Source organism: Frigoribacterium sp. CFBP 13729, from assembly GCF_014841875.1.
Taxonomy (GTDB): Bacteria; Actinomycetota; Actinomycetes; order Actinomycetales; family Microbacteriaceae; genus Frigoribacterium.
In genome coordinates this window covers 63,618-86,666 of record NZ_JACYUR010000005.1, presented here as the reverse complement: position 1 = coordinate 86,666, position 23,049 = coordinate 63,618, and the positions used below count along the sequence as shown (strand labels likewise).

Genomic DNA, 23,049 nt, shown 5'->3' with positions numbered 1-23,049 from the left:
GGTCAGCCCTGCACGCGTACCGCCAGCAGAGACCGCCGGTGGGAGGGTGCGTGCCGGTTGCTGGCGTCCACGAGGCGACGAGCGCGGAGCGTCAACGACTCGTCCTCGGCCAGGTGCGCCATCTTGACCAGCGCGTTGGCGGTGTGCACGGCTCCCAGGCGCCGCGCGGCCGCGTCGTCGGCGATGAGCTCGACGAGCATCCTGGTGGTGCGCTCGAGGTGACGGGCTCCAGCCAGGCCCGGAGTGCACGCCCTGTTGAGCTGCGCGAGCTGCGCGATCACGCCGTGGTGTTGCCGCAGATGCGTCCGCTCGTGCTCGACGACCGCCGCCAGCTCGACAGCGGTCAGAGCCCGCTCGAGCGCCGTCGTGACGAGCACGCGGTTGCTCGGGGCCGGGATGCTCATCGCGAAGGCGCGGTCGAAGGGCACCACGGTCACGTCCACCCCTCGCACCCGTGTACTCGGGTGGCAGGCAGCCACCAGCGCCATCTGCTGGTGCAGGGCCCGGTCCGTCGCCGCTAGCGGCTCGAACCGCGTCGTGACGAGCGCCACCAGCCCCCCGACGGCGACGAGACCGCCCCAACCGACCACGACCAGCACCGTCGACGCGAACCAACCGCCCATCGGGCCCGACGGGGCCTCCCGAGAGAACGCGACCGCTGCCATCGAGTTGACGAGCCCGAGAGCAGCCGCAGCAATGCCGCCAAGGAACGCGGTGTACCAGGAGGCGAGCGCCAGCCGCGGGAAGCGGAACCGCCAGCGGCCATGGGCCAGTACGAAAGGTGCACCGACGATCAGCACAAGTGACGCCCCGATGCAGGCGAGCACGGTGACGGCGACCGCCACCTAGATCACCCCGCCCGAGGTGAGTCGGCCGGGGGTCAGTTCACCAGGGGTCAGTCGGCCTCGAGCGCCGCCCGTAGCGCCTCGACGTCGCGAGGGTCGAGCTGCCCGGCGAAGCGCAGCAGCGCAGCGCTGCGGTCGCTGCTCGCGACGAGTGCAGAGACCATCGTGCTCGCCGCAGACTCCGACTCCGACTGTGCCGCCGAGAAGACGAATCCGCCGCCCGCCGCGGGTGCCTTGTTGACGGACCCCTTCTTGTGGAGCCGATCCAGGATCGTGAGCACAGTCGTGATCGCCGGGGTCGCGTCGTGCTCGAAGGTCGCCTGGATCTCCTTCGCTGAGGCGGGCGCGCCCGCACGCCAGAGGGCTCTCATGACCTCGTTCTCGAGCTCGCCGCGAGAACGCTTGGCGGGAGTGTCGGACTTGTCGGTCATCGCTCGATCTTATCCGGGCAAGGGCCCCCTCGATCGTCACGACGGCTCGGGGTTCCGCGGCACTCACGGCGCCTCCGTGCCCGTTGCCCCACCCGACACCTGCGCCACGAACTTCGCGAACGCGGCGGCGTCGGTCGGCGAGCCCTGGTACTGCTGGCCGTTGACCAGCACGGTCGGCGTCGCGGACACCGCGGCGAGGTCGGAGTTCGGCACCGGGTCGTTCAGCGCGCGCTCCGTCGCGGAGGCGACCCAGTCGGTGAACTGCCCGTCGGTGATGCAGGAGGCGATGTCTGGGTCGTCGGCGCCGGCGCCCTGGACCAGCGTGACCAGCTCGTCGTTCGTCAGGCCGGTCGTGTTCTCGGCCGGCTGCTGCGCGAACAGGGCGGTGTTGACGTCGAGCGCCGTGTCGGGCTGGTAGTTCGCGACGCAGGCCAGGGCGTTCGCCGACCGGGTCGAGTACTTCGACCCGAGGCTCGCGTTGTCGAGGAACCCGAGGGGGTGGATCTCGAGGTCGGCCACGCCCTGCGTGACCCAGGTCTCGAGCTGCTCGGCGTTCGTGGTGTCGAACTGGCCGCAATAGGGGCACATGTAGTCGAGGTAGACGACGATGCTCGGCTTCTCGGCCGTGCCGGCCGCGGACGGCGTGGGGGAGCCGTCGGCGGGCGTCGCGTCCGTCGACAGGGCGGAGACGGTCGCGCCGTCGCCCGAGAGCACGATCCCGTCGCTGGCCATGTTGAGGGGGCCGGGGCCCGCGGGTGCGATCGACCGGGTGATCACCAGGGCGACGACGGCCAGCACCGCGAGCACGCCGACGACGAGGCCGCCCTGCAGGGCCCACTTGTTGCGGCGCCGTCTCTTGGCTTCTGCCTCCCGGGTGATGCGGGCCTTCTCGCGGGCCGACTCCCGTCGTTCGCGCTTGGTCTCAGAATTCTGTGTTGTCGACAAGATGACTCGTCTCGTTCTCGTCGGCACGGGGTGCCGGAGTGTCCATGAGGTCTCGTCCGGTCGCAGGGACGCAGACGGGCGCATGCCGGGACGTCGTCCACGGCGAGGATGCGCGGGGAGCTTCGCCTGCGCGGACGCTTCGGCGAAGCACACGAGGCGCCTTCTCGGCGCATCGTGCATCAATTCGGATCAGGCGGGGAGCGGCGGCCCTCGGAGGGGCTGGGCGGGCACCGCGGCGCGGAGCGCATGGGGGACGATCCGTGCGACTCGCGGCACGAGGTGCCGCACTATCTGCGGTGCTGTGGTCGCCGCGATCCCCGAGACCGTGATCACGGTCAGGAGTACCTGGTCCGCCAGGCCGACGGCAGCGCAGACAGCCCTCTCGCCACGCCAGAGACCGACGACGGTGACGAGCGCAGCCGCGGCATGCGCGATCCACATGGCGCCGCCGTGGTGCATGGCGGGCATCGTGCCCGACGACATCGATGTGTCGGCCGCGAGCACCATCGTCTCGTGCGCGTGGTGCCCGCCACCTGAGACGTCGACGCGCGCGGCGCCTCCTCCGCCCAGGGAAAAGAGCAGATGGAAAGCCGCCTGGGAGACGGCGACGACGATCGAGAGCCGGACGAGCGACGGCCCTCGTCCCGCCAGGGCGACGCTCAGCGGCAGCGAGAGTCCGATCGCGAGGACGACACCGAGCACGCCAGGAGAGGAACCCCCACCCGCGACGTGCGAGAACGCCGCCAGGGTCACCGCCGCCAGGGTCGCCGATGAGCCACGCGCCAGGCGTCCCCATCTCGACTGCACTGTGGCCGCCTCCCGCTCGTTCCGGCTCTCAGCCTAGATGGCCGACACCGCGCGCTGGTGGGCGTTCGTCGTCGAGGCGTCGTCCTCGGTGTCCGCGACGGCAGGGACGGCCAGGGCCCAGGCGTTCATCGACTCGAGCACGGGCCGGAGACCCAGGCCCGTCGGGGTCAGCTCGTAGACGACCCTCGGGGGGATCTCGGCGTACACCGTCCTGGTGACGAGGCCCGACGTCTCGAACTTGCGGAGGCGGTTCGTCAGGGTGTGAGCGCTGATGCCCGGCAGCGACTCCTTCAGCTCGGAGAACCGCGCCGGCCCCTCGAGCAAGTTCCGGACGATGAGAGTCGCCCAAGGGCCATCGAGCAGGGTCAGGAACTTCGCGATGCCGCACTCGGGCCAGATATCCCCACAGAAAGCCATGAAAAGCGAGCTTAGGCTATTAGTGCAGTTGACGTAACCGATGCACCAGATGCACTAATGGTTTCATGACCTATCTCATCCACGGCGCCACGGGCGCCCAGGGCTCCCCCGTCGTTGCCGCGCTCACCAAGTCCGGCGCCTCCGTTGCCGCGGCTGTCCGCGACCCCTCCACCTACTCGGGAGACGGCACCGCCGTCGCCGTCGACCTCACCTCCGTCGCATCGCTGGCGGCCGCCTACGAGGGCGTGGACGGCGTCTTCGTCCACCTACCGATCGGCACTGGTGAGCAGCAGCTCGCTCACGCCCGCAACATCGTCGCCGCGGTCGACAAGGCACGGCCCGCACGGGTGGTCGTCTCCACCAGCGGCTACTCGGCCGAGGACGACGGCTCGGGTGAGAACCCCGTGGCCGCGCTGGCGGCCGGGCTGACGGCGACGGGCGTCTCGGTCGCGATCGTCGCGCCTCGCCTCTTCCTCGAGAACCTCCTGCTTCCTCCCGTCACGTCTGTCGTCGAGAGGGACGGCGTGCTCCGCTACCCGATCCGAGAGGACTACGCCGTGTCGTGGAGCTCGCACCTCGACGTCGCGGATGTGGTCGCACGACTGCTCGCCGACACGTCGGTCACCGGCATCGTCGGAGTCGGCGCGCTTCCGGGACTGCGGGGAGCGGACCTCGCGGCCGGCTTCGCAGCGCAGCTCGGGCGCGAAGTGCACTTCGAGTCCCAGGAGCCCGACGACTTCGGGAGCCTGATCGAGCCGCTCTTCGGCAAGGCCGGCTCCGACCCGGTCGTCGACTCGTACCGCTGGCGCGCCACCCAGGAGTCCGAGCTGATCGCCCCGGCGACGAGCGCTCAGGAACGCCTCGGTCTCAGCCCTCGCTCCGTCGAGAAGTGGCTGGTCGACCTGCAGGGCTGACGCTCAGTACGGTTGAGCGCCGGGCCTGCTGAACGACGGGATCACGATGGACGACACGTATGCACTCCGCGCGATGAGCGAGGCGGACCTCCCCGCCGTGCTCTCGATCTACCAGCAAGGGATCGACGGAGGCGTTGCGACGTTCGAGTCAGCACCCCCGACTCCCGGCGAGTTCGACGCCTCTCGGCTCGCCGAGCACCGGATCGTCGCGGCCTCAGCCTCCGGCCGCGTCGTCGGCTGGGCTGCTGTCTCTCCCGTGTCTCGCCGGGCCGTCTACGGCGGCGTCGTCGAGCACTCGGTGTACGTCGACGCCGTCGCGCGAGGCAAGGGAGTCGGGCGAGCTCTGCTCCTGGCCCTCGTGGAGTCGACCGAAGCGTCCGGCATCTGGACCCTGCAGGGCGTGGTGTTCCCCGAGAACACGGCCAGCCTCGCGCTCCACGCCGAGCTGGGGTTCCGGGTGGTGGGTCGGCGAGAGCGGATCGCCGCACCCCTGTCCGGGCCTCAGGCGGGGCGCTGGCGCGACACGATCCTCATCGAACGTCGATCTCCGCTCGTCTGACGAGGTCGTTGCCAGCTCCGGGGCGAGTCGCGACAGGTGCCCCGCGGGCTTGCACGCAAGCCCGCGGGGCACGTGTCGTCACTGCGGGACGGACCCGCCCAGGACGAGGTCTCCTACTCGTCGAGGCGCGGCCGCCGTCATCCGTGCGCCCGCGCGGTGGAGCTCATCGGCAGTCCCGAAGCCGTAGAGCACGCCGATCACGTCGACGCCGTTCTCCAGGGCGGCTTCCACGTCGTGCTCGCGATCGCCGATCATCACTACCTGTTCCGGCGCAGCGCGTCTCGATTGCATCGCGCGGCGGAGCGTGACGACCTTGGCGACCACGTCGTCGGGAGCACGACCGTGCACCGTCGTGAAGGAGGAACGGAGTCCTGCCGTCTGCAAGGCACCCTCGGCGAATTCCTGGATCTTGGCCGTCACCACGCCGAGTTCGACCCCGGCAGCGAGCAGGCGCTCGAGGAGTTCGCCGACGCCCGGGTACGGACGGTACTGGGAGATCCCCACGTCTGCGTAGTGCTCGCGGTAGTGCCCGACAGCTTCGGTCACAGCCGCCGCGTCGAACCCGTAGAGATCACGGAACGAGTGCTCCAGGGGCGGGCCGACGAATCGACGCAGAGCAAGGGGGTCGTTCTCGACGAAGCCCATCTGGGCCAGGGCGTGAGCTGCAGCGTCCGTGATGCCCGAGCCCGGGTCGCAGAGCGTTCCGTCGATGTCGAAGAGGGCTACGTCGTACCGCCGGTGTTGCATGTGGTCTCCTGACCTCGCGACGGGAAAGCACCTGTCATCCCCTTTCTCGAGAAAGAGAGAAGCGGAACGTCAGAGGACCGTCGCGAAGCGCTTGCGATAGCTCGACGGGGTGCTGCCGAAGGTGCTGACGAAATTCTGCCTCAAGGTCACGGCGTTGCCGAAGCCACATACTGCGGCGACTTGTCCGATGGGAAGCTCCGATGCCTCCAGGAGGCGTCGCGCCTCGTCGAGTCGGCGCGATCTGACCCACGCGGCGGGTGTGGACCCGGTGGCCGCCCGGAAGGCACGGATGAAGGTCCGTCGACTCTGGTGAGCGGCGGCAGCGAGCTTGTCGACCCCCAGATCGTCGCCGAGGTTCTGCAGTGCCCAGGCAGTCGCTCGCGCGATCGGATCGTCCGCCCCGTCCTGAGGAACCGGGCGCTCGATGAACTGCGCCTGGCCACCTTCGCGGTGAGGGGCGACGACCAGGCTCCTGGCGACCTTGTTCGCGGCCTCGGCGCCCAGGCGGGTCCGGACGATGTGCAGGCACGCGTCGATGCCCGAGGCTGTTCCTGCCGAAGTGATGACGTCCCCGTGATCGAGGTAGAGGACGTCGGGGTCAACATCGACCCGCGGGTGCTTTCGGTCGAGGGCGTCGATCGCATGCCAGTGCGTAACGGCGCGGCGACCGTCGAGGAGGCCGAGGTCCGCCACGGCGATGGCCCCGAGGCAAAGGCCTGCGATGGTGGCGCCGCGGTCGTGGGCTGCGAGCAGAGCTTGCCGGAGGATCGGTCTGGGTTCCCGGCCGTCCGCGATCCAGGAGGGCACGACGACGACGACGGCGTCCGACGTGGCGTCGACTCCTTGCACGCCACTGATGGCGTAGCCCTCGGCCGTCCGGACCGACCCCGCTCGGTCGGCGAAGAGCACCGTTTCCCAGTCGGCGAGGCCCTGCCTCCTCACTTCGTCGAAAACCATCTGGGGAACGGCGAGATGGAACATCGTTACACCGTCGAACGCATGGATGGCGATCCTCACGATGCCCCTTCCTGTTGGCCTGGAATCATCGTAAGTGTGCACGCGTGCCAATGGCAGACGTTCTGTGAACACCGCAGGATCGTTGTCATCCCCCGAAGTTGATCTGTTAGGAGCACACCATGACCACGCCCGCTCGCGCCCTCGTCCTCGTCGACATCCAACAGGAGTACTTCACCGGCCCGCTGGAGATCCAGTACCCCGCCCCGACGGATTCGCTCCCGCGGATCATCGCCGCCATCGATGCCGCTGAAGCGAACGGCATCCCCGTCGTCGTCGTCCAGCACACATCAGGCGACGACGCCCCGGTGTTCAACCCCACCCTTCCCGGGTTCGCGCTGCACCCCGAGATCGAGCAGCGCCGCACCCCCGCCTGGAAGGCGATCACGAAGCAGTACGGCTCCGTCTTCGCCGGGACCGACCTCGTCGACTGGCTTCGGGAGAACGGCGTCGACACTGTCACCCTCGTCGGCTACATGACCAACAACTGCATCATCGCCTCCGCTGCCCAGGCAGAGACCATCGGCATCGCCGCTGAGGTCCTCTCTGACGCGACCGGAGCCATCAGCATCAGCAACGACGCCGGCCACGTCGACGCGGAGACCGTCCACACGACCCTCATGGCCTTGTTGAACTCGAACTTCGCCGCCGTCGAGTCAACAAACGCCTGGATCACCGCACTGGCCGAGGGAGAAACGCTCCCGAAGGACAACCTGCCCACCTCCGCGACGTCCGGTGCCGAGCGCTTTCCGCGGTAACCCGGTAGGCCCTGCTCGACTGAGCCGCGTGCCCCGACCGGTCCAAGAAGTGTTCGACCGAATGCGTGTTCCGAACGACTGCCTAGCTCGACGGACTCGTCCGCGAAACGGCTTCAGGTGGCCACTGCGCAGGGAGGGATGCGTGCGTGCCGCGGCGAGGTGCCCGCGCGCACGGCGGGGTGCCGCACCCCGAAGTGGACGATGCACCCCGGAACGACGGGGTGCATGGTGCCCGACCTCGTCTTCGACCGAGCAGACGAAGTGCTCGAGAAGATCCGGGCTGCGATCTCCCGGCGAGACCCCCAGCAGTCACCCGCCGATGCCCTGCGCTCCCTCATCCTCGAGGACATCGACAGGTACGTCGAGGACGACGAGGGATTGGCCAAGGGCGAGTTCCCCGCGCAGTGTCGGCTCAGTGCGCTGCTCCGACGTCGGGCCCTGGAGTTCTACGACGACGTCACGACCGCGGTGGCAGCTGAACTCGCAGGCACGGGACCGAACGCGATGTCCGAGCGGGCGTACGCGGCCGCCCTCGTCTCGGTGGTGCAGCAAACCACCGCGAGCATCGGCGATGCGGTCCTCTCGGATGCTCATCGGGGAGACACTCGCGAGCGTCTGGACGGCGCAGCCACGGCGACCCTTGACCACTTGTCGGCCTGGTGGCACAGGGAGTACGCCACCTGAACGCATCGCTAGGGACCATCCCCTACTGGGACGATATTCGATGCCGGATCATGTCGTGGGGCATGCTCGTCCTATGAGCGACGATGAAGGACTATCGCGTGCTCGCTCCGTCGATGCGACCGCAGTGACTGAGCGCCCGACGCCGTGGCTGCCGGCAAGAACCGTCCTCCTCAACCTCGCCTTGATCTTCGTCGGCGGTGGCCTCTTCTGGTTTCTCATCGACCGCGTGCAACCGCCCGTCTGGGTCGCCTTCCTCGCCTAGGCCGCCATCTATACAGCCGGATCACTCGCCATGCGCTTCATTCGAAACGCCCGAGCCGATCGCACTCATAAGTGACGGTGGTGGCCAAGCCACGCGATCCGGTGAGCGATCTTTCTCCGGGCGCAGGCAGCCACCTAGGCGCTGCAACGGAAGACGCACTCGGTCGAGCACCGCTCAGACCGATCTGGGCACTCGGCCAGATCGTGCTCCGCACGAGCGAGACGCGACCGAAGCCGGTCGAGGCGCGCCTGCTTCGCCTCGATCTGACGCATCTGCTCTGCCAAGAGCGGCCGTAGCGCCTCTCGGACATCGGTACAGGACGTCGACTCCATGGTGCTGAGGTGCGCGCCTATCTGATCGAGGGGCAGGCCGAGTTCCTTGCTGGCTTCGATCAGGTCGAGGCGGCTGAGCACGTCCGGGCTGTAGTCGCGATACCCGTTGTGGGCCCTGGCTGGGGTCAAAAGCCCGATGGACTCGTAGTACCGGAGCGCCGTGGCGGAGACGCCGCTGCGCTTACTGACCTCGGAGATTCGCACACCGCGACCCTAGAGCCGCCGACGCCGCTTGACCTTCAAGCGGCTTGAACCTCTACGGTCACTGACGTGCCTACCTCCTCCACATCGGTCCTGCCGTGAACGCGGTCGTTTCCTGGCTCGAACACCGGCAGATCGGCCTCTACCTGGTGGCGATCGCGGTTGCCAGCATCGTCGGCCTCACCGTGCCGGGAGCACACCACCTAGAGGCAACGATCGAGCCTGTGCTCGCGCTGCTGCTGTTCGCGACGTTCCTCGGAGTCCCGTTCGCCGCGATCGGGAAGTCCCTCCGAGACGGACCATTCCTCGCCGCGGTCGGGGTGCTGAACTTCAGCGTCGTCCCCCTCGTTGCCTACGGGCTGTCCCGGTTCGTTGCGGCCGAGCCGGCACTGCTGTTCGGGGTGCTGCTGGTGCTGCTGACCCCGTGCATCGACTACGTGATCGTCTTCGCCGGCCTTGCTGGCGGCGCGTCAGAACGGCTCCTCGCTGCGGCACCGCTGCTCATGCTGGCGCAGATCCTGCTCCTGCCGCTGTACCTGCTGCTGTTCATCGGCCCAGAGGGCGTCGCGGTAGTCGAGGTCGGCCCCTTCGCCCGGGCCTTCCTCCTCCTGATCGTCGTCCCGCTCACCGCGGCCGCGCTCGTGCAGGCACTCGCCCGGCGACACCGATCCGGTGTCGTGATCGAGCGGACGATGCTGGGCCTGATGGTGCCGCTGATGATGGCGACCCTGTTCACCGTCGTGGCCTCGCAAGCGGGAGCCGTCGGGGACTCCCTGGGGCAGCTGCTCGTGCTGGTGCCGATCTACGCCGGGTTCCTCGTCGTTATGGCAGCGCTCGGCGTTGGTGCCGGCCGCATCTTCCGGCTCGACGTGCCAGCGACCCGTGCTTTGGTGTTCAGCGGTGCGACCAGGAACTCGCTCGTGGTTTTGCCGCTCGCGCTGGCCTTGCCGTCATCGCTGTCGCTTGCTCCGGTGGTTGTCGTGACCCAGACGCTCGTCGAACTCATCGGCATGGTGATCTTCGTCCGGCTCATCCCTCGCCTAGTCCCGAGCCAGGGCCGCGAGACTAGACCCGAGCCAGCCAGCGAGCCAGAGAAGCGTCTCGATAGACGGTTTAAGACGACCAACTCCCGACGGTAAGCGTCCATGTCCCGACTGCCCTAGGACTGCGCCGCGTGCGAGCGAATGCGTGAGGCGAGCTTCGTGTCCCGAGCCAGCGCAGTAACCGGGGATCCCCAACGGCCCTGCCCCCACCGCTCCTCGGTCACGGCCACAGCCAGTCGTGCCCGCCCCCACACTCTGACTCAGCATTCGGCGGTCGCCGAACCATGACGTCAGAGCCTTATGACAGGAGGATATTCCGGCTGAACGTCGTGAGTCCGAGCCTGCACTCATCGTGCAGAACGCGCGAACCCGCTTTTCGCGAGTCGCATTGCCGCGCATGAACCGAGATGCAGTTCGCTACCGATTGCTCTCAACGAGACCCAGAACTTATAGAACTGTCGCAGGCAGCCGAAGCCGAGGTCCGATGGCGATTCCCAGAGTCTTCTGGAATGACCCCGTGGGCAACCGTGCGTCACTTCGTCGACGGGGTCGGTTCAGGGTTCGGCAGACGGTGAGCCAGCCGGGGCGACGATCCCTACGCCGCTGTCGAAGCCCACCTCGACGAGTAGTGGAGTGCGGCTGCCGCCGGTGCACTGAGCCCATCGGTACGTGTCGCCCGTCTTGACGGCGGGCTCCACGATGAGGAATCCCGCTCGCGCTCTGCTCAAGGGCGTCGGTGCGGTCGACTGCATCTTTCGACGCGCGGAGCACGCCGATCTTGTCCGCGATTGCCGTTGCCGTGTTTCGAGCGGCGCTGGCGGCGAGCTGCGTTGCAAGTTGGGCAACCTGGGGGGTTACGACATCATCCATAGGCTCAGCTTCCCAGCAAGCACCGACAGCTGTGCTCACGTGCTGCTGATGATTTTCGCTACTCGAGCCATCTGTACCCCTGGGTACTTGGACTCGGGTCCGCTCAGCTGCCGGTCAACTTGGCTAGCCTGGACCGCGACGGTTGTTTGACTACAGACGACGATGCTGGACCGAGCATTGTCGACCGGCACGCCCGCGGCTCGTCCATCCTTTGGCGCTGCCGTCGTAAATGAGAACTCACCGCCAAGGCGCACGTCTGGCAGCTGATTAACGCTGACAACACGATCGCCCTGCCCGTGAGCAACAGCGTCGGAGTACCGGCGAGAGTAGTTCAGCGCTACCGGTTTAGCGGTAAGCGTGCCCATTCCCGAAAATTCTCCCGCCAGAGCGAGACTGGACGAGAGCAAGCATCGGCGCGAAGACCTGACGTTTAAGGCGAGTTTTGTGCGACCGGGCCCTGAAATGACGAATGACCCGATCTCAGATCGGGTCATTCCTGATGTTCTGTGCGCCTGGAGGGACTCGAACCCCCAACCTTCTGATCCGTAGTCAGATGCTCTATCCGTTGAGCTACAGGCGCATTTCCTCGGCCGAATGGCCGGGGGAAACACTACACGACCGAGGGCGTCCTCGCGAATCGAGGGCGCTTCCTCGTCTCGGTCCTGCTCTGTAGCGAACCATGTGACGCGACGAGGGCATCTGCGGCGAGCAGACCCCTCACACGCGTCACATCGATCGCGAGCTACGGGGCGCGCGGGCCCTCGTGGTCGTCGTCGCGGTCCTCGCGGCGGCCGAGCAGGTCGTCGACGTCGGAGGCGTCGACCGATCCCGTGCGGTCGAGCACGTCGCCGGTGGCCTCGCGACCCGTGAGGTGGTCGGGCTCGTCGTCGGTGCCGGGCGCGACGGGCTGCTCCACGTCGCCGTGGTTCTCGGTGCTGCCCGCGACGGGGACCTGCGAGCGGTCGCCGAACTCGGCAGTCTCGTCGGTGACCCCGCCCTGCTGCGGCTCGTTGCTGTTCGTGGTGCTCATCGAGCGCCTCCTCGTGTCGAGCCGACCGTGTCGGCTGATGTGCGTCGATCATGCTCCGGCGACCTCCGCGCCTCCCAGGAGGACGGCCAGGACGCCGACCCGAGCGAGAGCACGGGCGACCGACCAGGTGGGTCGACGGGTGAGCGTGCGCGTCCGCAGTCGGCGCGGGTGTCCGACCGTGCCAGGGTCGACGGGTGGACGAGCGGCGCGGCTGGATCAGGGAGCACGTGCTCGAGGCGCCACGACGCCGCACGTTGCTCTTGCTCTTCCTCGCGATGACCGTGGTCTTCGGCGGGGCGATGGCCGCCGTCGTGGCCGTCCTGGCTCCCCTCGCGGACGTCCCGTCCGGGGTGGGCGTCGCCGCCGCGGTCGCGACGGGCCTGGCCTCGGGGCTGTCGTTCAGCGTCACCATGACGTTGCTCATCGCCTGGACCTGGTCACAGCAGGGAGGCGCGGACCAGGCCGTCCGGATCGCCCGCGCCGTGAAGACCGGCCGCGTCCCCCACCGCGCTGACGTAGCGACCTGGGATCCGATCCTCGCCCGGCAGGAGACCTGGGCGCGGCGCGGCATCTGGCTCTTCACCCTCGAGTTCGCCCTGTTCGTCGGCCTCAACGTGGTCCTGCTCCTTCTCCCGCGGGCACCGGACGACGCGCCCCTCCCGACCTGGATCCCCTGGGCCGGCCTCGTCTTCTTCGGGCTGCTGACCGTCGTCTCCCCGTTCGCGAGCCTGCACCGCCTCCGTCGCGTCCGCGTGCTCCGGGCCGAGCTGCGCCGGGCCGACCGCTCCCTGTGAGTCCACAGCCCTTCTCGACGCATCACCAGGCGGGTGTGAGGCGGCGTCCAGGAGGGGTGCTGTTCTATGGGGAAGTGACTGCAGCCCCCGTTCTCCCGACCTCGAGCGCCGTCCGGCGACACGGGTCGGCCCGGTGGATCGTCGCGGCGAGCGCCTCCGTCGTCGCGTTCGGCGGCGTGTACGTCATGGCCGTGCTGACCGAGACGGGCCAGTCCGTCGAGGACAGCATCCTCAGCTCGGTCGACGACGACCGCCTCCTCGGCTCCGGCTCCGCGCTCGACGCGATCTCGCCCGCGGCGCTCATGCTGCTCGTCGGCCTGACGATGCTGGTCGCGTTCCTCCGACGACGGCCGGGCGCGGCCCTGCAGTCGGGCGTGCTCATCATCGGCGCGACGGTGACGACCCAGGTGCTCAAGCAGCTCGTGCCGCGCCCCGACCTCACCGGCGAGCTGTACGGCAACAGCTTCCCGAGCGGCCACACGACGATCGCCGTCGCCGCCCTCTTCGCCGTGATGACGGCGTTCGGACGCCACGTGCGCCCCCTCGTGTTCCTCATCGGCACGGCCTTCGCCGCGATCGTCGCCGAGCAGACCGTCGCCTACGGCTGGCACCGCTCGAGCGACATCGTCGGCGCCTGCGCCGTCGCCCTCTTCTGGCTCGCCGCCGTCCGCTTCACCGCCTCGCGCCTCGCAGGGAGGGCCCGCGGCCGCCTCCGCAGCCCCGCCGCCGTCGACGCGGTCGGGCCCAAGGCCTTCGCGCTCACCTCCGGCCTGCTGGGGCTCGCACTCGTCGCCTGCCTCACGATCTCGGGTCTCGTCTGGGGCATCGGGATCGGCAGCGACATGAGCGTGACGACCTCCACCGGCAGCGGCGTGCTGACGGGCGCCCGGCTCGCCGCGGCCGGGGTCGTGCTCGTCACCGCCTGGGTCGGCTGGAAGCTCGACCGCCGCTCGTGACCGACGGGACGGTCGTGACGGCCGACGCCCCGCGCTACCTCGGCGTCGACCTCGCCTGGCGCGACTCCACCCCGACGAAGCCCGCGAACGAGACGGGCCTGGCGGTGATCGCCGCCGACGGGACCGTGCTCGACGCCGGCTGGGCCCGCGGCGTCGACGAGGTGACCGAGTGGGTGCTGCACTGGGCCACCCCGGGGTCGCACGTGGCGATCGACGCCCCCGTGCTGGTGCCGAACGCGACCGGCATGCGGCCGAGCGAACGGCTCGTGGGCCGGGCGTACGGACGGTGGCACGTGTCGGCGAACGCCTCCAGCGCCTCCTTGCCGTGGCTCGGCGGACGCACCCTCGGCGAGCGTCTCGCCGCTGCCGGTGCCGGTGCCGTGTACGACGACGGTGTCGCGACGGTGCCGGCCGACGCCGTCTCCTACTTCGAGTGCTACCCGTACACGACGCTCGTCGGCGCCCCGGAGCTCGGCTACGACGAGCGCCGGCCGCGCTACAAGCGTCCCGACACGACCGTCGCCGCGGAGGAGCGGCGCGGCGCACGCGCGGTCGCCTGCGACGACCTGATCTCGCGCCTGGCCGCCCTCGAATCGGCCGACCCGCCGCTGCGGCTGCTCTCGCACCCGGTGTCGCGCCTCCTCGTCGACGAGCCGTCGCCGCTCGTCGACCGGCCGTACAAGCACCGCGAGGACCTGCTCGACGCGCTCGTCTGCGCGTGGACGGCGTCGATGCGCGCCCGCCGCCCGGAGCGGATGCAGGTGCTCGGCGCGGCCGCCGAGCCCGATGCGCTCGGCCGGCGCGCGACGCTGATCTCACCCGCGCGCGAGGTGCAACGGCTCGCCGCGCCCGAGGGCACCGTGCCCGTCGGGCGCGCCCCGCGCTGAGCCGCGCGCGGCACTCGCACAGCGCGTGGCACGCTGGGCGCATGAGCCCGCGCGTCCCGAGCACCGTCACGATCCGCCGCACGACCGCCGACGACTGGCAGCAGGTGCGCGACCTGCGGCTCGAGATGCTCGAGGACACCCCGATGGCCTACGGCGAGACCCTCGCCACCGGGCTGACGCACGGCGAGGCCGAGTGGCGCTCGCGCGGCGCCCGTGGGCAGGCGCCGCACAGCGTGATGGTCGCCGCGATCGACGACGAGACCGGCGAGTGGCTCGGCACGATGGGCGGCTACCTCGACGCGCCCGGCAGCCCGATGCTCGTCGGCGTCTACGTGCGACCGAGCCGGCGAGGCACGGAGGCGGGGGTCGCCGACGCCCTGCTCGACACGGTGGTCGAGTGGGCGCGCACCGAGGGCTCGGCGCTGACGCTGCACGTCCACGAGGACAACGCGCGGGCGATCGCGTACTACCGCCGTCGGGGCTTCGAGCCGACCGGCGTCACCGTGCCGTACGTGCTCGACCCCGCGAGCCGCGAGCTGGAGCTCAGGCTGCCGCTCGCCTGATCCCGGGCCGGGCGGTCCCTCTCGGCCTCGCGCGGACGCCGTCCGACGTCGTGCCTCCTCCACAGGAGATGCCCAGGCGGATCCAGGGGTACAAATGAGGGATCTTCGTGGACATCTGCGGCACACCGGCGTAGAAAAGGGGCACAGCGGGGGCCACCACCCCCGTCGGCCGGGCCCAACCACCCCGGCAGCAGCTCAGCGACCGAAGAAGGTGTGCCGTGGATCAGACGGCCGAGGGGACGATGCGGCGACCGGCCGCGCTCTCCTTCGTGCGCCTCCTCGTGGTCTCCGGCCTCGTCGCTCTGGCGGCAGTCGTGCTGAGCCTGTTCTTCTCGTCGACGTCCGCGTCGGCGGCACCGGCCGCTCCGTCGGCCGACTCGTCGCTGCTCGGCGGCGTCACGTCCGCGGTCGGGGGCGTCGCGCAGTCGCTCGACGCTCCCGTCGCCGCCGTCGGGACGACCGCAGGAGGTGCGGTGTCGACGGTCACGCAGGTCGCCACCCAGGCCACCGCGGTCGCTCCCCCGGTGCAGCAGGTCGTCCAGGCCGTGGCGCCGGTGGTGCCGCAGGCCGTGCAGCAGGTCGCCGCGGCGGCTCCCGTCTCGAGCGTCGTGGCCCCGGTCGCGCAGGTCGTCGACACGGTCGTCGCCGCCACCCCCGTCGTCCCCGCCGTCGTCGGCCAGGCACCGGTCTCGACCGTCACGGCCCCCGTCGCCGGCGTCGTGGACACCGCGCTCGGCAGCACGGGCGACGCCGCGGCAGCACCTGCTCCGGGCCTGCCCGGCGTGCCGGTCCCGCCCGTGACGACTCCCCTGCCCGACCGGCCCGGCACGCCCGGTGCGCACGTCGGCGGCTCGCTCCCCTCGACTCCTGCCAGCGGCATCGCGGCCGGCGACGACGCGGCCGCCGCGGCCCTGGCCGACGAGGCGACGGCCGGCTCTGCTGACGTGGTCGCGGCCGACTCCGCCAGCATCCTGCGCGACCGCATCGCGGCGCATGGGGCCGCTGCCGGTGCTGTTCTTCCCGCAGGCGCGGGCACCCCGGCTCCGGTCTCTCCCCTGCCCGGCGACGACCGCTCGCCCCTCGGCGACGACGGCCTCCCGGGCCTGCCCTCGGGCGGCACCGGGTCGACCGGCTCCGGCTCGGCCGGCGCGGGTGCCGGCTCGGCGGGAGCCGTCGTCGGCGACGCGGCCCGCCCCTCCTCACTTCCCGGTCTCGCCGTCTCGGCGGGCTCCGCGGACGGCGACGACGATCTCCCGTCGACGCCCACGTACGACACCGACAGCTCCCCCGACTGAGGTCGGTCGCGTCGTCAGGGCCCTGCTGCACCCGCAGCCGGCCCGACAGCAGGCACCTGCCTGCCGACGACACACGCGACCACGCCGCGAGACCGCGGCACCACACCTCATCTCACTCTTGGAGTTCGTCATGAACAAGTACGTCTCGAGAGGGCTCACCGGAGCGCTCTTCGTCGGGGGCATCTGGGCCCTCGGAACCACCGCCGCGAACGCGGCACCTGCCACCACCGGAGACGACGGGCTGCTCTCGGGCACCCAGGTCCAGGCCGTCGTCGACGCCCCGGTGTCGGCACTCGGCAACGCGATCTCGGTCGTCGGCGACAGCGCCGCGACGGCACCCGCCGCGCCTGCTGCTGCTGCACCTGCTCCTGCTCCTGCCCCTGCTCCTGCCCCTGCTCCTGCTCCTGCTCCCGCACCGGCACCGGCACCTGCTCCCGCACCCGCACCCGCCCCGGTCACGACGACCAGCGGCGACTCGGGTCTGCTCTCGGGCACGCAGGGCATCGTCTCGGTCGACGTGCCGATCACGGTCACCGACAACGCGATCTCGATCGTCGGCGACACGGCCAGCACGGCTCCGGCCGCGCCCGCTCCTGCTGCTCCGGCACCGGCTCCGGCCGCACCGGTCGAGGCCCCCGCGGCGACCACCTCCGGCAGCGACTCGATCGGCGGCGGTACCCAGGCACTCGTCGACGTCGCCCTGCCGGTGACGATCTCCGGCAACGGGCTGTCGCTCCTCGGCGACAGCTCCAGCACGGGCGTCGGTGCGCCGGCGACGACGACCCCGACCACGTCGACCCCGGCGACTTCCGGGGCGACGACGAGCGGTGAGGACTCCGTCCTCGGCGGCACGCAGATCGTCCCCGGCGTCTCGGTGCCGGTCACGATCGGCGGCAACGCGATCAGCGTCCTCGGCGACAGCAGCTCGACCGGCACCACGCCGGCCGTGGGCACGACGCCCACGACGGGCTCGGGCTCGTCCGGAGCAGGCTCGGCGGGCACCACCTCGGGTGACGACGGCATCGCCGGCGGCACCCAGATCGTGCCCGTCGTGACTGCTCCCGTCACCGGAGGCGGCAACGCCGTCAGCGTCATCGGCGACAGCAGTTCGACCGGCACCACCACCGGCACGGGCACCACGCCTGCGACCGGCACGGGCAGCACCACCACCGGCACGGACGGCATCCTCGGCGGCACCCAGGTCCTGCCCGTGATCACGGCACCGATCACCGGAGGCGGCAACGCCGTCAGCATCATCGGCGACAGCAGCAGCACCGGCACCACCACCGGCACGGGCACCAGCACCACGCCCGGCACCGGCACCGGCACCACGACCTCGGGCACCGACGGCATCGCCGGCGGCACCCAGATCGTCCCCGTCGTGACCGCTCCCGTCACCGCCGGCGGCAACGCCGTCAGCGTCATCGGCGACAGCAGCAGCACCGGCGGCATCACCGGCACGGGCACCAGCACCACGCCCGCCACCGGAAGCACCACCACGGGCGACGACGGCATCGCCGGCGGCACCCAGATCATCCCCGTCATCACCGCGCCGATCACCGGAGGCGGCAACGCCGTCAGCATCATCGGCGACAGCAGCAGCACCGGCACCACCGGCACGGGCACGGGCACCACCACCACGCCCGCGACGGGAACCGGCACCGGCGGCACCACCTCGGGCGACGACGGCATCGGCGGCGGCACCCAGATCATCCCCGTCATCACGATCCCGATCGACCTCGGCGGCAACGCCGTGACCGTCGTCGGCGACAGCAGCACCGACACGACGGGCACCACCGGCACCACGCCCGTCGACCCCGGCACCCCCGTCGACCCGACGGACCCCGGCACCCCGGTGGTCCCCGTGACGCCCGCCTTCCCCTTCGACCCGTCGGACCCCACCACCCCGACGACCGAGGGTGACGGCGACGTCCCGACGACCGGCGGCGGCGAGGTCGTCGTGACGACCGACTCCGGCACCGGCGTGGTGACCGCCTCGACGGCGGGACGCACCGTGTTCGTCTCGACCGCCTCCTCGGCTGGTCAGCCCGTCGCCGCGGCGGCCGACACCTCGGCCCTCGCGTTCACCGGCAGCGAGTCGACGGGCGGCCTCGCGGCCGGCCTGCTGGCCCTGCTCGCCGGGCTCGGACTGCTGCTCGCGGCTCGCCGCCGGGCACGCGCCTGAGCGACGACGCGATCGCACCTGCGACCGCGACGGCAACAGCAACGGCGGCAGCAACAGCGACAGCTCCGCACGGCGGCGCACCGCAGACCGGTTCAGGGCCTGCGGTGCGTCGCCGTGCGCGGACGCGTCCGAGCACGGCGCGTGGCGCTAGGTTGTCGCTCGGAGCCCGCTCGGGCGACAGGGGAACCACACGGGGGACGCATGGCCGACAGCAGCTACGACTACTTCTTCACGGGACCGCACGACGACTCGCGGAGGCTCGTCGACCACGTGGCCCAGGCGCAGGGGTTCCGGCTCGAGCAGATGCCGAACGGCAGCACCAAGGCCGTGCGCGGCGACCTCACCAAGACGCTGTTCCTGGGGGTCTTCGCCGGCAAGGCGTTCCACGTCGTGCTGTGGCTGCAGTACTTCGTCGACGACTCCGACCGCCTCGTGGTGCGCCTCAGCCGCGACCTCGGCACCGGCCTCGTCAAGGGCGGGGCGCTCGGGGCGGCCCGGTCGCAGGAGGCGTTCGCCGAGCTCGCCCACGCCCTCGGCCGTGCGTCGACGGGCGGGCAGCTCGACCCCGGCGCGCACCCGCAGGGCACCCCGCAGCCCTAGTCCAGGCCTCAGCCCGTTTAACCGGCGAGAACTGCCCTCGGCGACACCTCGGAGAGCACTTCTCGTCGGCTCGGCCAGCCGAGCGCCGGCTAGCCCGCGCCGCCGAGCGCCAGCTAGCCGGGCACGCCGTCGACGTACAGCCATCGGCGCGAACGGTCGCGGACGAACCGGCTGACCTCGCGCTGCACCTCGGCGTCCCCGTCGACCCGGCGGTGCGCCGCGAACTCGACGACGCCCTGGTCGTCGAGGGGCCCGCCGCGCTCGGTCCGCAGCACGTCGAGCCGGAACCACCGCGCCGTCGGGTCGAGCTCCAGCTCGTCCGGGCGGGTCGACGGGTGCCACGTCTCGAGCAGCCATGCGGCGTCGCCGACGGCGAACGCGGAGTACCGCGAGCGCATCAGCCGCTCGGCGGTGGGAGCCGGCACGACGTGCGCGTGCAGGGGCCCGCAGCACGCCCCGTAGGTCTCGCCGCTCAGGCAGGGGCAGCGTGCGGAGTCGTCCATCCGTCCATCATCGCCGACCCCGGCGGGCCGACGTGCAGCCGACCGAGCGCAGGAGGTGCTGCGCGGCTGCCCGGCCGCCCCGCACCTCCTCGGCTCCCTCGCCCTGGGTCGACCTCGGCGCCTCAGGCCGCCTCGCCGCCGATGTTCACCATCCAGTGGATGCCGAACCGGTCGTCGAGCTGGCCGAAGCTGTCGCCCCACGGCGCCTTCGCGAGCTGCTCGTGGACCGTGCCGCCCTCGGCGAGCGCAGCGAACCAGCCGGTCAGCCGGTCCTCGTCCTCGGCGGCGCCGAAGAGCGACAGCGAGATCGCGTTCTCGCTCTCGAGCGGGACCGAGTCGGGCCGGTCGGCCGCCATGAGGAGGAGCCCGTGCGGGGTCGCGAGCTGCCCGTGCATGACCTTGTCGCCCTCGCCCTCGCCGCCCATGCCGAACTCGGAGTAGCTGCTGTAGGTGGGGACGCCGCCGAACACGGAGGCGTAGAAGTCGAGCGCCTCGCGGGCCTGGGCGCGGAAAGCGAGATACGGCGTGAGCTGGACGGACATCGGTGCTCCCTCGGTCGTGTCGCCGGCACGTCGGGAGGGCGGCGTGGGCCGGCGGCCGCGCTGCCTCCCGGCATGATGGCAGCGTCGAGGAGGCGCCACCACCCCCGGCCGGGTCGGCCCCGAACTGGGCGTGACCGGGCGTCGCGCGCCCTGCCACAGTTGACGGATGGCCACCCCTCCGCCCCCGGGCACCCACCCCGTGCTCGAGCCGGAGCTCGTCTTCGCGCACGTCCGGGCCCGCCTCGAGGCGAGCACGATCCACGGCGACCCGCGCGGCGGCCGGGAACGACTGCCGCGGCTCTCCCGGTCGGCGACCGCGAAGGCGCTGACGGCGGGCGGGTTCCGCACCCTGACCGGCCTGAACGTGTCGCCGTCCGACCTGAACAAGGACGGCACGCAGTTCCTCGACGACACCGAGACCGTGCTGCTCGAGACCCTCGCGCTCGGCCGCCGTTTCTACGGCCTCTACGTCGAGCCGCAGAACCCCTCGCACGAGCAGTGGGACGCGGTCACCGCGATGTTCGCCGAGCTCGGCGCCAAGCTCGACGCGCGCCTCGGGCCCGTCGAGCAGTTCCTGGCCTAGCCGCGCCGACCCCTCGTCCGGTCGTGCGGTCGGTCGAGGAGGAGGCGGTGGCGGCCAGTAGGGTCGGCGCATGTTCGCCCTTCCGCCCGGAGCCCTGCGCGTCGTCCACCTGAGCGACTCCCACCTGAGCGGCGACGGGAGCCTGCACCAGGGCTCCGTCGACACGCTCGCCGCCCTCGACCGCGTCCTCGCCGAGGCGGCCCGGGTCGACGGCGTCCGGCTGCTCGTCGGCTCGGGCGACCTGTCGGACGACGGGAGCACCGCCTCCTACGCCCTGCTGCGCGACCGGGTCGAGGCCTGGGCCACGAGCCGGGACGGTCAGGTCGACGTCGTCCTCGTGCCCGGCAACCACGACCTGCGCGCCGGCTTCACGGAGGTGCTCGGCGACGGCCACCTCGCGCACGGCGCCCGGCCCGACGCCGGCCAGCCAGCCCGCGAGCGACCTGACGCCGCGCGCCCCGTCGACGGCGTCTCGCTCGTCGACGGCTGGCGCGTCGTCACCCTCGACACCTCGGTGCCGCGGGCCGGCTACGGCCTGCTGCGGCCGGAGCAGCTCGACCGCCTCCGCGACCTGCTCGCCGAGCCCGCGCCGCGCGGCACCGTGGTCGTGCTGCACCACCCGCCGCTCCCCGCGCCCACCACCCTGCACCAGTCGCTGGCCCTGCAGGCCCCGGAGGCGCTGACCGAGGCGGTCGAGGGAACGGACGTCCGCGTCGTCCTCGCCGGCCACTACCACCGCCACGTGGTCGGCTCGCTGGCGGGCCTGCCCGTGCTCGTCGCGCCCGCCGTCGCCAACGAGACCGACGTCTGCGCGCCGCACGGCACGGAGCGGGCCGTGCGCGGGTCGGGGTTCCTCCTCGTCGACCTGCTCCCCGACGGCTCGGTGCGCTCGACGCCGGTGCGGGTGCACGACGAGCACGACGGCGACGAGGTGTTCGTCCTCGACGAGGAGGCGGTGCGCGCGATCGCCGCGGCCGCCGGTGCCCCGGCCCCCTCCTCCTCCTCCTCCTCCTCCTCCTCCTCCTCCTCCTCCTGACGAGCGTGATCGAGTTGCCCCGAACGGTCGCCTCCTCGACGGCCAGGCAGCCGTTCGGAGCAACTCGACGTGCCCGCGACGGGGGCGGGCGACCCCGGGCGGCGGGCGGTGCCGGGCGTCGGCCCAGGCGCGCCGCGTAGGGTCGAGGCGACGTCGGGTCCGCGTGGGCGGGCCGAGGCGTCCACACCTGTCCGAGAGCTATGCGAGGGAGACCGCAGCATGCGCGTGGTCGTCGTCGGAGCCACCGGCAACCTGGGCACGGCCCTGTTGACGCGGCTCCAGTCCGAAGCCGACGTCACCGAGCTGGTCGGCATCGCCCGTCGTGCGCCCCGCACGGCCTCGCCGCCGTACGGCGACGTCCAGTGGTTCACCCTCGACGTCGGCGACGACGCCTCGCCCGACCGGCTGGCCCGCGCCTTCGTCGGCGCCGACGCCGTCGTGCACCTCGGCTGGGCGCTGCAGCCGAGCCACGACCGCGACGCGATGTGGCGCACCAACGTCGTCGGGACCCGCCACGTGCTCGACGCCGTCGCCCTGGCCGGGGTGCCGCACGTGCTCGTCGCGTCGTCCGTCGGCGCCTACAGCCGCGGCCCCAAGTCGCGTCGCGTCTCGGAGTCCTACAAGACCAAGGGCGTGCGCCGGTCGAGCTACTCGAAGCACAAGGCGGTCAACGAACGCCTGATGGACGCGTGGGCAGCGAAGCACCCCGACGTCGTCCTGACCCGGATGCGTCCCGGGCTCGTGTTCCAGCCTGCCGCCGCGAGCGAGATCATCGGCCTGTTCCTCGGCCGCTGGGTCCCGACCCGGTGGATGCAGCACCACCGCCTCCCCTTCCTCCCCCTCGCGCCGCGCTTCGTGTCGCAGGTCGTGCACGCCGAGGACGTCGCCGACGCCTTCTGGCGCGCGATCGACCGCCGGGTGGGCGGGGCCTTCAACCTCGCGGCAGAGCCGATCGTCGATCCCCAGATGGTGGCGGAGGCGTTCGGCACGCGGCTGCTGCCCGTGCCCTACCGCGTGATGCGCGCCGCGGCGCTCGTGACGTGGCTGCTGCGCCTGCAGCCGACGGAGCCCGGCTGGCTCGACATCGCCGCGAAGGTCCCCGTCATGTCGACGGACGCCGCGCGCGAGCAGCTCGGCTGGACGCCCCGGCACTCCTCCGGCGACACGCTGCGCGCCTTCGCCCGCGCGATCGGCCGGCGCGACTCGCACGCCGGCTCGCACCCGCTCAGCGGCTGACAGCCGCGCG

Annotated in this window: 27 protein-coding genes and 1 tRNA gene; 16 read left to right on the top strand and 12 right to left on the bottom strand. The window is 71.3% G+C overall.

All coding sequences use genetic code 11. The features are described from left to right. Positions 1-2 precede the first annotated feature (2 nt). From IFT77_RS17560 to IFT77_RS13990, 5 genes are all read right to left on the bottom strand, one after another. On the bottom strand, positions 3-845 hold the full coding sequence (locus tag IFT77_RS17560; RefSeq protein WP_192042476.1) for a M56 family metallopeptidase: 843 nt from the start codon (positions 843-845) through the stop codon (positions 3-5). A gap of 50 nt (positions 846-895) precedes the next feature. Further along, positions 896-1,276, bottom strand: coding sequence for a BlaI/MecI/CopY family transcriptional regulator (locus IFT77_RS14005; protein WP_192042475.1), 381 nt, complete (start codon positions 1,274-1,276; stop codon positions 896-898). A gap of 63 nt (positions 1,277-1,339) precedes the next feature. Continuing rightward, positions 1,340-2,221, bottom strand: a complete 882-nt coding sequence (locus IFT77_RS14000) for a thioredoxin domain-containing protein (protein WP_192042474.1) — start codon at positions 2,219-2,221, stop codon at positions 1,340-1,342. Positions 2,222-2,410: 189 nt separating this feature from the next. Beyond that, positions 2,411-2,923 (bottom strand): hypothetical protein, encoded by a 513-nt coding sequence (locus IFT77_RS13995; RefSeq protein ID WP_192170322.1) that lies wholly within the window; start codon positions 2,921-2,923, stop codon positions 2,411-2,413. Between the two features lie 138 nt (positions 2,924-3,061). After that, complete coding sequence (locus tag IFT77_RS13990; RefSeq protein ID WP_192042472.1) at positions 3,062-3,445, bottom strand: helix-turn-helix domain-containing protein; 384 nt, start codon at positions 3,443-3,445, stop codon at positions 3,062-3,064. A gap of 65 nt (positions 3,446-3,510) precedes the next feature. Here IFT77_RS13990 and IFT77_RS13985 point away from each other — a divergent pair, with 65 nt between their 5' ends. Both IFT77_RS13985 and IFT77_RS13980 read left to right on the top strand, forming a co-directional pair. Further along, on the top strand, positions 3,511-4,359 hold the full coding sequence (locus IFT77_RS13985; RefSeq protein ID WP_192042471.1) for an SDR family oxidoreductase: 849 nt from the start codon (positions 3,511-3,513) through the stop codon (positions 4,357-4,359). Between the two features lie 46 nt (positions 4,360-4,405). After that, on the top strand, positions 4,406-4,918 hold the full coding sequence (locus IFT77_RS13980) for a GNAT family N-acetyltransferase (RefSeq protein WP_244638823.1): 513 nt from the start codon (positions 4,406-4,408) through the stop codon (positions 4,916-4,918). A gap of 78 nt (positions 4,919-4,996) precedes the next feature. Here IFT77_RS13980 and IFT77_RS13975 read toward each other — a convergent pair whose 3' ends face one another. Together IFT77_RS13975 and IFT77_RS13970 are read right to left on the bottom strand one after the other, a co-directional pair. Next, positions 4,997-5,665 (bottom strand): HAD hydrolase-like protein, encoded by a 669-nt coding sequence (locus tag IFT77_RS13975; RefSeq protein ID WP_192042470.1) that lies wholly within the window; start codon positions 5,663-5,665, stop codon positions 4,997-4,999. A gap of 69 nt (positions 5,666-5,734) precedes the next feature. After that, a complete protein-coding gene (locus tag IFT77_RS13970) occupies positions 5,735-6,682 on the bottom strand; it encodes a helix-turn-helix domain-containing protein (RefSeq protein WP_192042469.1) in 948 nt (315 codons plus the stop codon). 119 nt (positions 6,683-6,801) lie between these two features. Here IFT77_RS13970 and IFT77_RS13965 point away from each other — a divergent pair, with 119 nt between their 5' ends. The 3 genes from IFT77_RS13965 to IFT77_RS13955 all read left to right on the top strand — a co-directional run bounded on the left by IFT77_RS13965 (position 6,802) and on the right by IFT77_RS13955 (position 8,383). Continuing rightward, entirely contained in the window at positions 6,802-7,437 is a 636-nt protein-coding gene (locus IFT77_RS13965; protein WP_192042468.1) for an isochorismatase family protein, read from the top strand. 225 nt (positions 7,438-7,662) lie between these two features. After that, on the top strand, positions 7,663-8,121 hold the full coding sequence (locus IFT77_RS13960; RefSeq protein WP_192042467.1) for a hypothetical protein: 459 nt from the start codon (positions 7,663-7,665) through the stop codon (positions 8,119-8,121). Between the two features lie 73 nt (positions 8,122-8,194). Then, positions 8,195-8,383, top strand: coding sequence for a hypothetical protein (locus IFT77_RS13955; protein ID WP_192042466.1), 189 nt, complete (start codon positions 8,195-8,197; stop codon positions 8,381-8,383). A gap of 134 nt (positions 8,384-8,517) precedes the next feature. On the opposite strand, the gene IFT77_RS17265 is transcribed toward IFT77_RS13955, so the two are convergent. After that, positions 8,518-8,919, bottom strand: a complete 402-nt coding sequence (locus tag IFT77_RS17265) for a MerR family transcriptional regulator (protein ID WP_192042465.1) — start codon at positions 8,917-8,919, stop codon at positions 8,518-8,520. Positions 8,920-9,014: 95 nt separating this feature from the next. Between IFT77_RS17265 and IFT77_RS13945 the strand changes: the two genes are divergently transcribed. After that, positions 9,015-10,055, top strand: coding sequence for a bile acid:sodium symporter (locus IFT77_RS13945; protein ID WP_192042464.1), 1,041 nt, complete (start codon positions 9,015-9,017; stop codon positions 10,053-10,055). Positions 10,056-11,336: 1,281 nt separating this feature from the next. Here IFT77_RS13945 and IFT77_RS13940 read toward each other — a convergent pair. Together IFT77_RS13940 and IFT77_RS13935 are read right to left on the bottom strand one after the other, a co-directional pair. Next, positions 11,337-11,409: transfer RNA gene (locus IFT77_RS13940), tRNA-Arg, on the bottom strand. Between the two features lie 162 nt (positions 11,410-11,571). After that, positions 11,572-11,859: a hypothetical protein gene (locus tag IFT77_RS13935; protein ID WP_192042463.1), complete on the bottom strand. Its 288-nt coding sequence runs from the start codon at positions 11,857-11,859 to the stop codon at positions 11,572-11,574. A gap of 194 nt (positions 11,860-12,053) precedes the next feature. On the opposite strand from IFT77_RS13935, the gene IFT77_RS13930 reads away from it, so the two are divergent. The 7 genes from IFT77_RS13930 (at position 12,054) to IFT77_RS13900 (ending at position 19,139) form a co-directional block, all read left to right on the top strand. Next, positions 12,054-12,653, top strand: coding sequence for a hypothetical protein (locus IFT77_RS13930; protein WP_192042462.1), 600 nt, complete (start codon positions 12,054-12,056; stop codon positions 12,651-12,653). A 74-nt stretch (positions 12,654-12,727) separates the two neighbouring features. Further along, positions 12,728-13,609, top strand: a complete 882-nt coding sequence (locus tag IFT77_RS13925; protein ID WP_192042461.1) for a phosphatase PAP2 family protein — start codon at positions 12,728-12,730, stop codon at positions 13,607-13,609. After that, positions 13,606-14,496: a DUF429 domain-containing protein gene (locus tag IFT77_RS13920; protein WP_244638822.1), complete on the top strand. Its 891-nt coding sequence runs from the start codon at positions 13,606-13,608 to the stop codon at positions 14,494-14,496. Before IFT77_RS13925 ends, IFT77_RS13920 begins: the two co-directional genes overlap by 4 nt. Positions 14,497-14,537: 41 nt before the next feature. Beyond that, entirely contained in the window at positions 14,538-15,059 is a 522-nt protein-coding gene (locus IFT77_RS13915; protein ID WP_192042460.1) for a GNAT family N-acetyltransferase, read from the top strand. 218 nt (positions 15,060-15,277) lie between these two features. Beyond that, on the top strand, positions 15,278-16,354 hold the full coding sequence (locus IFT77_RS13910) for a hypothetical protein (RefSeq protein WP_192170321.1): 1,077 nt from the start codon (positions 15,278-15,280) through the stop codon (positions 16,352-16,354). A 130-nt stretch (positions 16,355-16,484) separates the two neighbouring features. After that, positions 16,485-18,539 carry a chaplin family protein gene (locus tag IFT77_RS13905; RefSeq protein WP_192170320.1) on the top strand — a complete coding sequence of 685 codons (2,055 nt, stop codon included), beginning with the start codon at positions 16,485-16,487 and terminating at the stop codon, positions 18,537-18,539. Between the two features lie 201 nt (positions 18,540-18,740). Then, positions 18,741-19,139, top strand: a complete 399-nt coding sequence (locus IFT77_RS13900) for a hypothetical protein (RefSeq protein WP_123547067.1) — start codon at positions 18,741-18,743, stop codon at positions 19,137-19,139. 113 nt (positions 19,140-19,252) lie between these two features. Here IFT77_RS13900 and IFT77_RS13895 read toward each other — a convergent pair whose 3' ends face one another. Then, on the bottom strand, positions 19,253-19,642 hold the full coding sequence (locus tag IFT77_RS13895; protein ID WP_192042457.1) for a YchJ family protein: 390 nt from the start codon (positions 19,640-19,642) through the stop codon (positions 19,253-19,255). Between the two features lie 122 nt (positions 19,643-19,764). Beyond that, positions 19,765-20,184, bottom strand: a complete 420-nt coding sequence (locus IFT77_RS13890; protein WP_192042456.1) for a VOC family protein — start codon at positions 20,182-20,184, stop codon at positions 19,765-19,767. 166 nt (positions 20,185-20,350) lie between these two features. Here IFT77_RS13890 and IFT77_RS13885 point away from each other — a divergent pair, with 166 nt between their 5' ends. From IFT77_RS13885 to IFT77_RS13875, 3 genes are all read left to right on the top strand, one after another. Then, entirely contained in the window at positions 20,351-20,767 is a 417-nt protein-coding gene (locus tag IFT77_RS13885; RefSeq protein ID WP_123547070.1) for a hypothetical protein, read from the top strand. 70 nt (positions 20,768-20,837) lie between these two features. Beyond that, complete coding sequence (locus IFT77_RS13880; protein WP_192170319.1) at positions 20,838-21,803, top strand: metallophosphoesterase; 966 nt, start codon at positions 20,838-20,840, stop codon at positions 21,801-21,803. A gap of 219 nt (positions 21,804-22,022) precedes the next feature. Continuing rightward, positions 22,023-23,039, top strand: a complete 1,017-nt coding sequence (locus IFT77_RS13875; protein ID WP_192042454.1) for an NAD-dependent epimerase/dehydratase family protein — start codon at positions 22,023-22,025, stop codon at positions 23,037-23,039. The last annotated feature ends 10 nt before the right edge of the window (positions 23,040-23,049 follow it).

Bases quoted from the DNA above. Each gene is read 5' to 3' on its own strand.
- IFT77_RS14005 (WP_192042475.1), bottom strand. From the start codon at position 1,276: ATGACCGACAAGTCCGACACTCCCGCCAAGCGTTCTCGCGGCGAGCTC.
- IFT77_RS13990 (WP_192042472.1), bottom strand. From the start codon at position 3,445: ATGGCTTTCTGTGGGGATATCTGGCCCGAGTGCGGCATCGCGAAGTTC.
- IFT77_RS13985 (WP_192042471.1), top strand. From the start codon at position 3,511: ATGACCTATCTCATCCACGGCGCCACGGGCGCCCAGGGCTCCCCCGTC.
- IFT77_RS13980 (WP_244638823.1), top strand. From the start codon at position 4,406: ATGGACGACACGTATGCACTCCGCGCGATGAGCGAGGCGGACCTCCCC.
- IFT77_RS13975 (WP_192042470.1), bottom strand. From the start codon at position 5,665: ATGCAACACCGGCGGTACGACGTAGCCCTCTTCGACATCGACGGAACG.
- IFT77_RS13965 (WP_192042468.1), top strand. From the start codon at position 6,802: ATGACCACGCCCGCTCGCGCCCTCGTCCTCGTCGACATCCAACAGGAG.
- IFT77_RS13960 (WP_192042467.1), top strand. From the start codon at position 7,663: ATGGTGCCCGACCTCGTCTTCGACCGAGCAGACGAAGTGCTCGAGAAG.
- IFT77_RS13955 (WP_192042466.1), top strand. From the start codon at position 8,195: ATGAGCGACGATGAAGGACTATCGCGTGCTCGCTCCGTCGATGCGACC.
- IFT77_RS13935 (WP_192042463.1), bottom strand. From the start codon at position 11,859: ATGAGCACCACGAACAGCAACGAGCCGCAGCAGGGCGGGGTCACCGAC.
- IFT77_RS13915 (WP_192042460.1), top strand. From the start codon at position 14,538: ATGAGCCCGCGCGTCCCGAGCACCGTCACGATCCGCCGCACGACCGCC.
- IFT77_RS13905 (WP_192170320.1), top strand. From the start codon at position 16,485: ATGAACAAGTACGTCTCGAGAGGGCTCACCGGAGCGCTCTTCGTCGGG.
- IFT77_RS13900 (WP_123547067.1), top strand. From the start codon at position 18,741: ATGGCCGACAGCAGCTACGACTACTTCTTCACGGGACCGCACGACGAC.
- IFT77_RS13895 (WP_192042457.1), bottom strand. From the start codon at position 19,642: ATGGACGACTCCGCACGCTGCCCCTGCCTGAGCGGCGAGACCTACGGG.
- IFT77_RS13890 (WP_192042456.1), bottom strand. From the start codon at position 20,184: ATGTCCGTCCAGCTCACGCCGTATCTCGCTTTCCGCGCCCAGGCCCGC.
- IFT77_RS13885 (WP_123547070.1), top strand. From the start codon at position 20,351: ATGGCCACCCCTCCGCCCCCGGGCACCCACCCCGTGCTCGAGCCGGAG.
- IFT77_RS13880 (WP_192170319.1), top strand. From the start codon at position 20,838: ATGTTCGCCCTTCCGCCCGGAGCCCTGCGCGTCGTCCACCTGAGCGAC.
- IFT77_RS13875 (WP_192042454.1), top strand. From the start codon at position 22,023: ATGCGCGTGGTCGTCGTCGGAGCCACCGGCAACCTGGGCACGGCCCTG.